Raw genomic sequence first — 13872 nt, 5'->3', positions numbered from 1 at the left:
TGGGAATTGGTGATTTTTTTTGCTTGGTTATTACCAATTACCGATTACCAATTACTGATTACCCATTACCCCCAATTGAATTAATCGGATAAACGCACGCCTCCTTCTACAGTTCGCACGTCCCCGTAAAAAGGTTGGGGTGTGCCGTTCCAGTTGAAGTCACTAATTCTAAAAGTCAGGCTGCCGACTTGACGCTCAGGATTAAAACGCAAAATAATTGCGTAGCTGCGACGGCTGTATTCTAAAGTGTAGTTCGTACTGATTACTTCCTTGCTCTCTGTATTAATAGCTGTTTGAAAGCCTACTCGAAATCCTCCATAAACTTGCTGGACAAGTCCAAAAGATAGGACTTTCAAATCTACTAGCCGATCGAACAAATAAGGCGATATGCCGTCCCGCCCCACCTGAGTGTAAGTGACGTTAAATCCAGTGTAGTCGAGGAAAGGGCGGGAGAAATGGCCGAACTGCCCTTGAATGCCGACGCTGGTGGCGATCGAGTTTTGTGTGTCGCCGCTGCTGTAATAAGTGCCAACTCCCCGGACTCCCAAGGCTAGTTGCAAGAAAGGAACCACTGGGTTGCGCGTGTACTTCAAACCCTGGGTGGGAGTGCGGGGTAGCGGTTTACCCTCCCACAGGTTGAAGCCGCGGCTCAAGGCGAAGCTGGCTTGGGCGCGGCCTAAATCGATGCGGTTGTTTTCGCGCACTGGTTCGAGCAAATCTGCTCGATCGGTGTCAGCATTGATAAATTGATACCCGGCTTGGTAGCTGAGATTGATGCCTGTTCTGCCTAGCGGGATGACAGGGGAAGTGAGCACTGCTCCGAGGCTGCTCTGAACGGTTTGATAGCCCAGAGAGCCGTTAAACAGTCGATCGCGATAACTGTATTCTGCCGCTAGAGAGTGAGTGCCGATCGCCTGCCGCAGGCGCAAATTGGCCCGAAAGCTGTCTTCTGGCAAATTCGGGAAATTCTCAAAACTCAGAAATATCGCCGAGGCTTCGATATTAGTACGGGGGCCGAGCCTAGAGGTCAACTTCGCTTTGAGCCCGTAGCTGTCGGGAAAAAACGGATTGCCGCCGTGATCTGCCACGACCCGCTGAAGGTAAACTTGGGGTGTCAGGGTGAGCCGCACCGGCCCGTTTTGCAACACCTGAAAACCGCACTCGGCATACAAACCGCCCCTGTCCCGGGCGTCGTAGCCAAAGGTCAAACAAGGGCCGTTCTGCTGTCGGCTGTCAAACACTTGTCTGCGGGGATACACGGGTATTTTGATACGGTTGTCGAATACTAAGCGGGGCGAATTTGTGACTAATTCTTCAGCCGTGGGCGAAATCCTGGTAATCGTCGCCCTCCGCGCCCTGTATTCAAATTCTGGCGGGGAAAATGGGTCGTTAGTAATCCGAATGTTGGTTGCTACTCTGGCGCCGTTTGGCAGAAGTTCGAGGCGTTCTGCTTCAAAGCGGATGCGGTTGACTGCGCCGACAACTTGGGGGGCTGCTAGCTGTCCGCCGCCGCCGACGGTAATGCTGGCCGCGCCGGGGGATTTGACTCCGCGCAGGGGCTGCTGGCTGGTAATTCGATCGCTCAGGGGCTGTTCTAGAATGGTTCCAGCACTAATATCTGTGGGTAGTGTGGGCGTTAATTCGCTACCTGCTGCGGGGAGGAATATTTCGCCGCTGGCTTGTTCGACTGCGCCGGAGTTGAGGCCGAGATTGAATTCCATCTGCCGGCCACGGACTACTTGTTGCCCGCGGGTATAGGCGACGTTACCGGATGCTATCACTTGGCGGGTGACTAGGTTGACGATCGCGCGATCGGCATCTATCACAGTTTGCCGGAACCGCACCACAACATTACCAACCGCCGTGACAATTTGCTGCTTGTCGTCAAACTCTTGACTATCGGCCTTAATTTCGATCGTATCAGCCGGACTCACCGGAAATGGCACCGTCCGCTGAGAAGGCGCAGTGCGGACTCCGGGCACGGCAGGTTTGGGCTTTGGTTTGGGCGCTCTTGGCGTTGTGGGTGCGGGGGCGGTTCTTGGTGTGGGGGCGGTTCCTGGTGTGGGAATCTCGAACTGTTGCTGCTCGGTGGGAGGCTGTTCTGGTGCGGGTTCTGGAACGGGAATCTCTGCTGGTACGGGAGCGTTCTCTTCTAACTGTCGGCCTTGGGCCTGATACCAACTTTCTTGCGGTTTTAGCGCATTCTTGTCGTCTTTTCTCTGCTCCCCTGCTATTTTTTGGCGATTCCGAGCTGCCACAGCATTTTCTACCGAACCTAACTGGTAAGCAGTAAATGAGGAATCTTGCTTGGCTTCTACAGTTTCGGGTTTTTCCGCAGCAACCGGGCGCTGAAATCCTTCTACTGCTTCGTCGCTTTCGACTGTGGCTGCGGGGTGTGCGATTTCTGGAGGCTGTTGGTTGGTGGCTGGGGCGTTATCGAGGAGTGCTGCTGCTGCTTCTACTTGGGCCGGTTGCTGGGGTGGCTGAACGATTTCTGGGCTTGGTTCCGGTGTTTCTGCGGAGTTGCTGGCGGTGTCTCCATCACTGGCTGCGACAGTTAGGGCTGCTTTCTTTGGTTTCGCGATGTAGATGATGGCAGATGGTTCGGGCGGCGGGACCGGATATGGCATAGTTACAACAGGTGAGTCATCCGATTTTAGATTTTAGATTTTAGAGGGTTTTTTATAGCGGACAATTTATCATCAAAATTTTTGCATTTAACAGGCAGCGTTTCCAGGTTAACCGGAAATCTTCAGGTATGCCTCGCAGCTAACCGACTCATCCTCAGAAACTTGGTTGCTTACCAGAAAGAATTGGTTTAAAGCCGGAACCCTTGTAGGAAGAAATTAAAAGAAGATTATTCATTGCTCCAATCCTCCTCCTTCTACATTGTAGAGGTCGCTCTCATCTGTCAACTGTCAACTGTCAACTGTCAACTGTCAACTGTCAACTGAATAAACAGATGTTTCGCGGCAATCAGCGAATATTTCCTAGCAAACGGGTTTCTTTTGCCACAACATAACCTCGCTGGTGGTGCGAGGTCAAGTTTTGATTGAGTCACTTTTGTGGCTTCGTGCCCTGGTACGGGGGCTGCGGTGTCGGGCCCCCGAACTAGCGACGGAGATAACTGGCTTATTCCATGTCTCTGCGGTTGGGGTTCCGGGCTGGGTCATTGGACAAAAATCCAAATATGAACAGGGAAACAAAAAATAGGACAACTACATTAACTACGATTTTGAGGGTTAGCACTATGGGAGCCTCCAAAGATGGTTTAATACTGAGCTGATTGCTGCGAGTGCAACTTTTTTTATCATAGGCTAAAGATTACTCAATTTTATCTTTGGTTTGGGGGATTGTTGGCCAATTGGTTTTTGCCCAGTTCCAGAGTTGCTCTAAAATGTTTTCTAGTCGCACCATGAGTATGTCGAGCCATTCGAGCACTTGTTCTAGCGGGTGTTTAATGTAACCCATTGATTCGGATTTTGTTTCTAAGTATTCGTCTGCCGGCGGGACGGTTGCGCTGCGATTTGTTGGTTGGGCGGCTGTCGCTGCTGGGGTATATTTGCTGGTTTGCTGGGTGATTGCTGCTGGGGATTGGCTGTTTTGCGCGGTGTTGGGGTTTGTGTATTTTGGCACTTGGGTTTCCTGTGTCCCCCCTGGGGTTGATGCTGTTGCGGGTACAGAGCTATTGTTTTGAGTGACTGCTAAATTTGAGGCTTCTTGGGGTTGACTTTTTGACTCTGGTGCGAGCAAGCTCTGCCTGAGTCCGGCTAGCAGGCGGTGAATTGATTTGGGGTAGGGCGACATTGAGACGGCGGTCGATCGACCTTCTGCCATTTCTTGCTTGACTTTTGAGCAATTTTGTGATATAGGGCTTTCATCTGTTGCGCCGTCTGGTTCGGAACTTCCCTCGATGGACTGCTGCGGCGCCATTTCCCCGAATAAGTCTTGCCAATTCAACCAAGGTCGATCGACCTCCTGGCTATTTTGCGTTTTTTCTAGTTGTCCTTGTTGTTGCAAATAATACCGAATTGCTACTGATTTTTCAGTATTATCACTGGCTGCTGTTTCTTTGCCCAGCAGGTTGTCTACGGACGACCAAATCATTTTTTCGATGTTTTGAGCGTATTTTTCCAGGATTTCGCGGCCGGTAAGACCTAAATTGGTTTGCGTGGGTGATGTATCAAGTTTTACCTCTGGATTGGCGGCGGTGGTTTTGGCGGCTGGGGGGACGGTAAATTCTTCGAGGTTGACGGCGGCGCGATCAAGTAATGTGACAAAGGAGAGCGGATTGCCGGTGCGATCGAACTTGCTGTTAAAATGAGTTTCTAATTTTGGAATATTGTCATCGGTGGAATTTGATTGAGCGATCGACTGCGGTGCGGTTGTCGCAGCAGTCATCTGCGCTGCGGCTTTTTGGAGTAAGATCGCGTTGCGGTCGATCGATTTTTTGACTGCAAAAATTGATTCTCCAAACTGATTTCTTTTCACAGCAACCGGACTCGACTGGAGCCAAGCCATCAATTCCCAAAAACGACGCACCGGCGCTAACTGCGATTTTTTAGCAGCCGACTCCAAACCGAGATTAAATTTTAATTCTTTTTGAGCAACTTCCCGCCGTTCCGGCCCGTTGTTGGCGACTTCCCAAGTTATCCGATTTTCCAACAATTCCTGCTGTTGGGGTGTCAAAATATCTAATACCTGATTTTCTCTTCCCACCAAAACTAAAGTGCGCGCCGGAATGAAAGTCGCGATGGCGCTAACTTGTGGTTTGCTGTCTAATTGAGTTTTGGTTAGCGGATGTTCTAAGGCGGAAGTTGTTTGATGCTTGGTGGTTTTTCCACTGAAAAAATTGATAGCTGGAAGCAAACCCCTAGCGGGTTTCTCCGTTGCTGGATTTGTCTGATTTATTAACAGCGGGACGCTGGCTAAAGTTTTGGCAGTTTGCGACGAGTTTAGCAGATTTTCGGCTAAGTGCAGGATTTTGCCGATCGCACCTTCCGACATTTCCCCCTCATCCCAATTTTGTAGCAAATCGGGATTTTCGTCCCCGACATCTTTTTGCAATTCGGGTAAATCTACTTTGGGACTTGATTCCCGCAACTGTCTGGTCAACATTCGGGAACTTTGCACCAGCAAGTAAGCTGGATAAAGTAGAATTTGGGTGCCGTTGAGCGTTGTTTGTTTAATTTGTCGCCAAGTGCGATCGCAATTATCGGCGACTTGGCGGGACTGTTTGGATATAAAATTTAATATTCGGCTTTGGTATGGGCCGTAGTAACCGTTAGACATAAGTTTAATTATTGAATTCAGGTTTTAGATTCGCGCCGGAATTGCTAAACTTTGCTGTAAAATCAAACCGAGATATTAATCGCAGTTTCAAAACCTCTGAAACCCTTATTTCTTCGCGTCCTTTGCGCCAACGCGGTTCGATGCTGAGCCCTGATTCCTACGCAATTCCTATTTTAGCTAAAAATGAACACTTCCGTGCCACCCGATCGCAATAATATTTCTGAAGTAGTAGAGAAGTTGCGCCGCCTCAGTCAATTGGAGGTTCAGTCTGGCTGGAGGTACTGCGATGGTGACGCGGTGGCGGGTTCGGTAGGTATTTGTAACGGGCCAGTTGCCGAACTGAACGGGAAAGGACATATTGCTTGGCCCTCTGGGAAGCAAGTTGTTTATTTAGGGCAGAAATTTGTCATTCCTGACAATTTGCACGGCTATCCTGTGGCTGGTTTGCGATTGCTGCTGGGCTTGACTTGGTGGGCGGAAGATGCTCAAATTTTTGTGGGCGGTGAGTTAGTCGGACAAGGTGATTTATTCGATTGTGCCGATCGAGTTTTGTTGAGTGCGTCGGTCAATCCGGGTGATGAATTTTTTGTGATGTTGCGGTTGATAAGTCCGGGGCACGATAATGGTGCTTTAGTGCGATCGATTTGCTTGTACGAAGCGGCAGATTCTGCTTGTTTCGATCCGGGTTTTGTGGCGGATGAATTAGAGATTTTGCAAAAATCCCTAGCTGGTAATTCAGAAAATAAAAATTCCCAATATCTCCCTACCGAAAATATAGCAAATCATCCCTGGTTTGTCAAGGGGAATTTGCCAAAATCTGAGATTGATTTGGCGGTTAATTTGATTGATTGGTCGGCTTTACCGAATCGCGCTAAGTTCGATCGCTCTCTCTCTGTTTTGCGGCACAATTTACTTGGGTATCTCCGAGCTTTTTCTGGGGAGTTGGATGATTTAACCACAGAGGCCACAGAGAACACAGAGGGAAGAATAGATCGAGTTTTTGAGGTTGTGGAAAAACATCACAGTACATCTATATATATAGGTGAAAATCTCAACATTAAATCTTTTTCTGGGGAGTTGGATGATTTAACCGCAGAGGCCGCAGAGAGCACAGAGGGAAGAATAGATCGAGTTTTTGAGGTTGGAGATAATCAAAACAGTACATCTATATATATAGGTGAAAATGGCAGTGCGACATCTATATATAAAAGTAAAATATATTTGGTTGGTCACGCTCATTTAGACTTAGCTTGGCTGTGGCCTGTCCCGGAAACTTGGGAAGCTGCTGAACGAACTTTTGAGTCGGTGTTGAATTTACAATCGGAGTTTCCCGATTTGATTTTCTGCCACTCTACTCCGGCGCTTTATGCTTGGATGGAAGAACACCGCCCGGACTTGTTTGCAGCGATTCAAAAGCAGGTTGCTGTCGGACGTTGGGAAGTTGTCGGCGGGATGTGGGTTGAACCGGATTTAAACTTGATTTCTGCTGAATCAATGGTGCGACAAGTTGTTTACGGACAGCGTTATGCAAGGGAAAAGTTTGGGGAATTGATGCGAGTGGCTTGGCTACCAGATACTTTTGGTTTTGGATGGCAATTACCTCAGATTTTGCGCGACGGTGGAGTTGATTATTTTGTGACTCAGAAGTTGCGCTGGAATGATTCGACGGAATTTCCCTATGGTGCGTTTTGGTGGGAAGGGTTGGATGGTACTAAAATATTTAGTATGATGTCTGGTGCGATCGGCGAAAGTATAGAATCTGTCAAAATGGCAAGTTATGCTTTTGACTGGGAAGTTAAAACTAATTTGTCAGATGCTCTTTGGTTGCCGGGAGTTGGCGACCACGGAGGCGGCCCGACTCGTGATATGCTAGAGGTGGCGAAACGCTGGAAATTGTCGCCTTTTTTCCCCAGGATGGAGTTTGCGAAGGCTGTTGATTATTTGGCTTTGATTGAGAGTCAGTTTTTGCCGGAAGTTGTGGCAATTTTGCCCGAAAATGATGTTTCAGAATCGGACAATCGGGAGAATTTGCAAGTTGGCGAAACTGTCGGGAATTTGCGGGCGCTAGAATTTTCCAATTTGTCGAGAATTTCGGATGCAAATCCTTCTATCTCACAACTCGAAAATCTCCGCACTCTCCCGATTTGGAAGGACGAACTTTATTTAGAATTTCACCGGGGTTGTTACACGACTCGCGCTGACCAAAAACGCCAAAACCGCCGCTGTGAAGATTTGCTCTATCAAGCTGAGTTGTTGTCTTCGATCGCAACAATCTGCACTGGTGCGGTTTATCCGAAATCTGAGTTAGAATTGGCTTGGAAACAGGTGTTGTTTAACCAGTTTCACGATATTTTGCCCGGTTCGGCGATCGCCCAAGTCTACACGGATGCTAATCTAGCCTTTGCCGAGGCCGATCGCACTTGTCGCCAAATCCTGTTACAATCTTTAGATGCGATCGCATCTCAAGTTTCTCTGCCTTCTCCGCCGCAGCCGGACGCTCAACCGATTCTGATTTTTAATACTCTCAATTGGTCGCGCTCTGAGGTTGTCGCTTTAACTCTTCCCGATTCCTCCGATACAGCTTGGCAAATTTACGATTTGTCGGGACAACGGCTGATTTCGCAGATTGTTAAGGGCGATCGACTCCCACCGCAATTTACCATGTTATTTTGTGCAGAGGATGTTCCGGCGATCGGCTACCGCGTGTTTTGGCTGTGCCGTCAAGACTCTCAAACCCTAAATCATCCGTCCACAAGCCCAGGAACCGAAAAAAAGACAGATTTATCAAAACTTACATACGGTATAACACAAAAAAACGCACTTTGTCAAGAAACGCATTTTCCCGCCCCACAAATCATCTTAGAAAATGAACTTATTCTGGCAATAATAGACCAACAAACTGGCAATTTATCCAGTATTTGGGATAAAATAAATCATAGAGAAGTGTTGAATGCAGCCGGAGGCAATCAACTGCAAGCCTTTCAAGATAGCGGTCAATATTGGGATGCTTGGAACATCGATCCGAATTATCAAAAACATCCTTTACCCGCGCCGACACTCAAAGAGATTTATTGGGTAGAACGCGGAGAATTGCGGCAGAGTTTGCGCGTAGTTATGCAAATTGGCAAATCCGAGTTTCGCCAAGATTATATAGTAGAAGTGGGTTCGCCACTGCTGAAAATTAAGACAGTTGTAGATTGGCAAGAAACTCACGTTTTAGTCAAAGCAGCCTTCGGGTTAAATGTAGAAGCAGATTTTGCAACTTGCGAAATTCCCGGCGGGGCGATCGCACGCACCACCAAACCGCAGACACCAGCCGAAAAAGCTAAATGGGAAGTACCAATTTTGCGCTGGGTAGATATCAGCAACGATGGTTTTGGAGTGAGTTTGCTCAATGATTGTAAATACGGTTGCGACATTCAACCAAATCAAATCCGGCTGACTTTACTCCGGGGCTCGACTTGGCCGGATGAACAAGCAGATGTTGGAGTTTCAGAATTTACTTGTGCAGTCTATCCCCACGCTGGAAATTGGCAAGATGCAGGCACATTTCGGCGTGGGTACGAGTTGAATTTGCCACTGCTAGTAAAGGTGTTGCCGCAGTTACAGAAAACCAGAAATAAGACTCTGCCGACAGTTGGCAAGTTTTTGGATTTGTCCGCCGAAAATTTAGTGTTGATGGCGTTTAAACAGTCGGAAGATGATGCGAATCTGTGGATTTTGCGGTGCTGCGAATCCGAGGGTAAACAGGCTGTGTTAGAATTGGATAGCGATTTGGAGTTGGAGATTGTAGAGCCAGTCGATTTGTTAGAACGACCTGCACATTTGTCTGAAAAGTTGCCTCAAGGGCGAGGTTTTAAGATAGAGCCTTGGAAAATAGCGAGTTTTGCTGTTTTAATCAACCGCGAAGGCGCTTTAGGTGAAGCCCGCGCGTAACCGCTCTTGTCGCGAAGGAAGAGGGGGAAGGGAAGAAGGAATTATCTCGAAGTATCGGGTAATGTCGATCGCCTTTTTGCCAAAAGTAACCGCTGCTAAAATGCCCAAAGGAGAATGAGTAAAGCGAATTGAAGACTCTAAAGCTGGTTGAAAAGAACCGGATGCTCCCAAAGCCGAATTGACGACCATCATTCCTAGCAAAAAAACGATCGTACCAGGGTCGATCGCCTGCCAAGCAGTTTTCAGGTCGAGTATCCCCAAAGCTACGGCAAAAGCTGACCCGACAATTGCGATCGCTGCCCGGTTCATCCGCAGTCCGGGCAAATATCCCAAACCGAAACCCAAGTAAGTCAATCCCAACACGAGATATTTGAGTGTTATCATAGATACTTAAAACCATTAATTGCCGATTTTTTCCATTGTCGAGGATACTACAGCTACACAGGGGGTAATTGCAGTTAAACTTGCTGGTACTACAACTAGGCGCAAATATCGCCGACAGACAATTTACCAATTACAAACAAATACGGGGGTTGCATTGGGAAGCGAAAACCAACGCGCTGGACAAGTTGTAATTTTGTTACAAGTTGTAATTTTTTGAAATAAAAGGTTGAATTTAGTTTCAAAAGAAAGTTAAATTCCAGAAAGTAAAATTAATTACAGTCGAGTTAACCTAAAAGTGTTTGCTAAAAAAAGTAATTCAAGCAACCCAGAAACCAACAATTCTCACTTGACAGGCACGGGCGACGCTCTCGCAGTCACGAAAGTTTTGTCCAACAAACAAGTCGAACAGGATTGGTATCAAACTCTCTACGACAATTTTCCGGGCATTTATTTCGTTCTAGATGCTTTGGGAAGAGTTTTTTCGCTCAATCAATTCGGCCAGTATCGCCTCGCCTACAGGTCGCAGGAATTAATTTGTCATTCAATTTTTAACATCTTTTACTGCCAAGATCAAGAGAAGATGCAGTCAGAATTTGCGAGATTGGTTCACCCGAAAAACGGCACGTCAACTCCAAAAGTGGCCTGTTGGGAAGGCGGCTTGACTTGCAAAGACGGCAGGATTATCTGGGTAAAAACAACCGCGCGCGCCATGCCTGGGGTAGAATGGAAAATAGAGGAAAATACCGATGGTCGCTCAGTTGCCAATTTCCAAAAGCCGGTTGTACTGTTAGTTTGCGAAGAAATTAAAGCCACTTCGCCCTCCGCAGCGCCACCAAACTCTCAGGACAATTGGCACCGTTCAGCTTTGGCGATCGCAAAATTAGCCAAAAGTCAACTTAAAGAACGCAACAATCTAGAAGAATTTATCCGCGAAGTCACAGAAACGGCTGTCAATATTTTAAACTGCGATCGAGCCAGCATTTGGCTGTACGGCGAAGACAAAACGCAGCTTCACTGCATCGACCTTTACGAACAAAATACTCAACTCCATTCCGTACAAATAATCGTCACAGCAGCCGACTGTCAGGCATATTTTGAAGCTTTAAAATCCGCAAGTGCGATCGCAACCGTGGCAGCAGAAAATGACCCGATAACGCGAGAATTTGCCAGTCTTTATTTTGCCGATCAAGGCTCTCCTTCCCTGTTGCACTTACCTATTATGCTAGCAGGCAAAATGGCGGGAATTGTCAGAGTAGAACGGGAAAATTCTGGCAGCGAGTGGACGGAAGAAGAACAGGAATTCAGCCAAATTTTAGCAGACTTTGTATCGGAAAGTTGGGAGGCTAGCGAAAGATTGAAACTAGAAGAAATCCGACGCGAACAGCATCAAAACTTGCTGAAAAAATACTACGATCAATTAGAAAAAACAGTAGAAACAGGCACTTCCGAACTCAAAAAAGCTAACGAAAAACTACAAAAAGAAATAATTAAAAGAAAACAAGCAGAAGCAGAAATGCGTCAGCAGCAGCAAGAACAGCAAATTATTTTTGATTCCGTGCCGGCGATGATTTGGTACAAAGATACGGAAAGCCGCCTGCTGCGAATTAACAAAGCCGCCGCTGCATCGAGAGGTTTTCCAGCAAATCAACTAGAAGGAAAATCTTTTTATGAAATCTATCCAGACGAAGCAGAGCAATATTATTTAGAAGATTTGGAAGTAATCAATTCCGGCGTTCCTAAACTGGGAAAAGTCGAACTGCTGCCAACTTCCTCCGGTCAAAAATGCTGGGTGCGGACAGATACAATACCTTACCGTGACGACTCAGGGCAAGTGGCTGGCGTGATCGTATTTGCAGTAGATATTACGGATTTAATTACAGTCGAAAGAGAACTGCGAGAAAATCGCGCTCGCCTCACTGAAAAAGTCGAGAAACGCACTGCTATGTATCGGCAGGCAATGGCCGCTCTGTACTCGGCAAATATGCAAATGCAACAGCTAATCAACAACAGCTATGCCGGGGGGAGTGGCGGCAACACAGCAGCACAATTGCTCGAATGTGAAGCTTATTTTGAAGCAGTTGCCGTCGCTGACCGCGACACAATTTTGAGCGTCAGCAGCAATTTTGCTAAGCTGTTTGCTTACGAACCTGCGGAAATGGTGGGAATGAGCTTGCTGGAACTGCTATCGCCGAAATCTTACAAAGTGGCACCGCAAATGATTTCCGCAGCCAGCAATACCGTCTGTGAAGCGATTTTTCTCAGGCGGGACGGAACTGCTTTTCCTGCTGATGTGCGCAGCAAATTCGTAGTTTACGAAGGTCGTTTGGTGCAGGTTAAAGCAGTGCGAAACCTCACGGAACGCAAATTAATCGCAGCAGAATTAGAGCGTTCGCGCTCTTTGTTGCACGCTACTATGGAAGCAACAGCAGACGGCATTCTTGCCGTTACTACCAGCGGAGAATTAATTAGTTTTAACGAAAAATTAGTTCAAATGTGGGGGATTCATGAAGAAGTTAGAAACTCGCTGGATAGAACGGTGCGGCTGACATTTCTTACTAAGCAAGTTAAAGATCCGAGGGATTTTTTGCAGAGAGTTAAAGAAATTTATAGCGATGCGGAGTCTAATGGCTGCGATATTCTCGATTTTAAAGACGGACGGACTTTTGAGCGCTACACGCAGCCGATTCGAGTCGGACAAAATATTATTGGCAGGGTGTGGCGCTTCCGCGATATTACTTCTCGTGAAAAGGTGACGGCAATGTTGGGAGATTCTCAACGGCGCTTTCGGGCAATTTTTGATTCTTCGTTCCAATTTGTCAGCTTGTTGAAACCGGACGGCACTCTACTGGAAGCTAACCAAACTTCTCTGGATTTTGCGGGAATTAAGCTGCGGGATGTGGCAAATCGTCCGTTTTGGCAGGGGCCTTGGTGGGGAGTTTCTCAGGAAGTTCGGGAACAGTTGCAAGAGGCGATTTCTCGATCGGCAAAAGGTGAATTTGTCCGCTATGAAGTGGAAGTTCAAGGTGCAAACCGCACGGCAACTATCGATTTTTCTCTCAAACCGGTGGCGGACGAAACTGGCAAAATAGTATTGTTGCTGCCGGAAGGTCGGGACATTACTCACAGTAAGCAAGCCCAAGTCGCGCTGCGGCAACAAATAGAACGGGAACGCTTGATCGCGCAGATTCAATCACGCATCCGTTCTTCTCTCGATCTCCAAGAGATTCTCAACACTACAGTAGCGGAAGTGCGGGAGTTTTTGGCAACGGATCGGGTGATTCTTTTCCGGTTCCGCCCAGATTGGAACGGAGATGTGGTGGTGGAGTCGGTTGGAGAAGGATGGATGCCACTGAAGGGGATGGGAATTGACGATTGCTGTTTTGCTAATACTTACATCGGACAGTATTTAAACGGCCGCATTCGCGCCATAGAGGATATTCAGGGTTCTAATTTGACCAAGTGTCACGTCAATTTTTTGGCCCAGTGTCAGGTGAAGGCGAATTTGGTGGTGCCTATTGTGCAGCAGGGAATGGAACACCGTGACGGTAATCCTTCTTGTCAAGTGCCGAAACTGTGGGGTTTAATGATTGCCCACCACTGTTCGGGACCCCGCGAGTGGCAGCAGTTTGACATGGATTTGCTGAGTCAGTTGGCTACTCAAGTGGCGATCGCGATCGAACAATCTTTACTTTACCAGCAGTTAGCTGTTGCTAACCAGCGGTTGGACGGGTTGGCGAATTTGGACAGTCTGACTCAGCTAGCTAACCGCCGCCGGTTTGACGAGGTGATTAACCGCGAATGGGAACTATCGAGCAGTTCGGAACCGCTATCTTTGATCATGTGCGATATTGACTGTTTTAAACTTTATAACGACAACTACGGCCACCAGGCTGGGGATGCTTGTTTGCAACAAGTGGCGAGGGCGATCGGGGATTGTTGCACGAACGCACCCGCAGAACGCCTTTATTTGGCTGCTAGGTACGGTGGCGAGGAATTTGGGGTAATTTTGCCAAATACGGATATCGCGGCTGCACAGGCTTTTGCTGAGGGAATCCGCCAGCGCGTCAAAGCTTTAGCAATTCCCCACCTCAAGTCCGTTGTCACCGATTGTGTGACTCTCAGCATGGGGGTGGCGACGATTTCTGAAGGTCAAAATTCGCCGAAGATGCTGATTGAAGCTGCTGATAAGGCGCTGTATCGGGCTAAGTCTGGCGGGCGCGATCGAGTAGTCAGTTGACGGTTGACGGTTGACGGTTGACT

Annotated in this window: 6 protein-coding genes; 2 read left to right on the top strand and 4 right to left on the bottom strand. The window is 47.7% G+C overall.

The window, feature by feature from the left end; all coding sequences use genetic code 11:
• Positions 1 to 80: 80 nt before the first annotated feature.
• The 3 genes from K4039_RS11335 to K4039_RS11325 form a co-directional block, all read right to left on the bottom strand.
• Complete coding sequence (locus K4039_RS11335; RefSeq protein WP_265235284.1) at positions 81 to 2630, bottom strand: DUF3769 domain-containing protein; 2550 nt, start codon at positions 2628 to 2630, stop codon at positions 81 to 83.
• Between the two features lie 502 nt (positions 2631 to 3132).
• Complete coding sequence (locus K4039_RS11330; RefSeq protein ID WP_039887172.1) at positions 3133 to 3249, bottom strand: photosystem II reaction center protein I; 117 nt, start codon at positions 3247 to 3249, stop codon at positions 3133 to 3135.
• A gap of 75 nt (positions 3250 to 3324) precedes the next feature.
• Positions 3325 to 5292, bottom strand: a complete 1968-nt coding sequence (locus K4039_RS11325; RefSeq protein ID WP_265235283.1) for a hypothetical protein — start codon at positions 5290 to 5292, stop codon at positions 3325 to 3327.
• Between the two features lie 183 nt (positions 5293 to 5475).
• On the opposite strand from K4039_RS11325, the gene K4039_RS11320 reads away from it, so the two are divergent.
• Positions 5476 to 9228 (top strand): alpha-mannosidase, encoded by a 3753-nt coding sequence (locus K4039_RS11320; protein ID WP_265235282.1) that lies wholly within the window; start codon positions 5476 to 5478, stop codon positions 9226 to 9228.
• On the opposite strand, the gene K4039_RS11315 is transcribed toward K4039_RS11320, so the two are convergent.
• Positions 9208 to 9612 (bottom strand): SLC13 family permease, encoded by a 405-nt coding sequence (locus K4039_RS11315; protein ID WP_265235281.1) that lies wholly within the window; start codon positions 9610 to 9612, stop codon positions 9208 to 9210. The two genes, K4039_RS11320 and K4039_RS11315, sit on opposite strands and share 21 nt — an antisense overlap.
• 295 nt (positions 9613 to 9907) lie before the next feature.
• Here K4039_RS11315 and K4039_RS11310 point away from each other — a divergent pair, with 295 nt between their 5' ends.
• On the top strand, positions 9908 to 13849 hold the full coding sequence (locus K4039_RS11310) for a PAS domain S-box protein (RefSeq protein ID WP_265235280.1): 3942 nt from the start codon (positions 9908 to 9910) through the stop codon (positions 13847 to 13849).
• Positions 13850 to 13872: the final 23 nt, after the last annotated feature.

It is taken from the genome of Lyngbya sp. CCAP 1446/10 (assembly GCF_026130175.1).
In the GTDB taxonomy this organism is placed as follows: domain Bacteria; phylum Cyanobacteriota; class Cyanobacteriia; order Cyanobacteriales; family Microcoleaceae; genus Microcoleus.
This window is presented reverse-complemented; position numbering and strand designations above follow the sequence as displayed.

Bases quoted from the DNA above. Each gene is read 5' to 3' on its own strand.
- K4039_RS11320 (WP_265235282.1), top strand. From the start codon at position 5,476: ATGAACACTTCCGTGCCACCCGATCGCAATAATATTTCTGAAGTAGTA.
- K4039_RS11335 (WP_265235284.1), bottom strand. From the start codon at position 2,630: ATGCCATATCCGGTCCCGCCGCCCGAACCATCTGCCATCATCTACATC.
- K4039_RS11325 (WP_265235283.1), bottom strand. From the start codon at position 5,292: ATGTCTAACGGTTACTACGGCCCATACCAAAGCCGAATATTAAATTTT.
- K4039_RS11315 (WP_265235281.1), bottom strand. From the start codon at position 9,612: ATGATAACACTCAAATATCTCGTGTTGGGATTGACTTACTTGGGTTTC.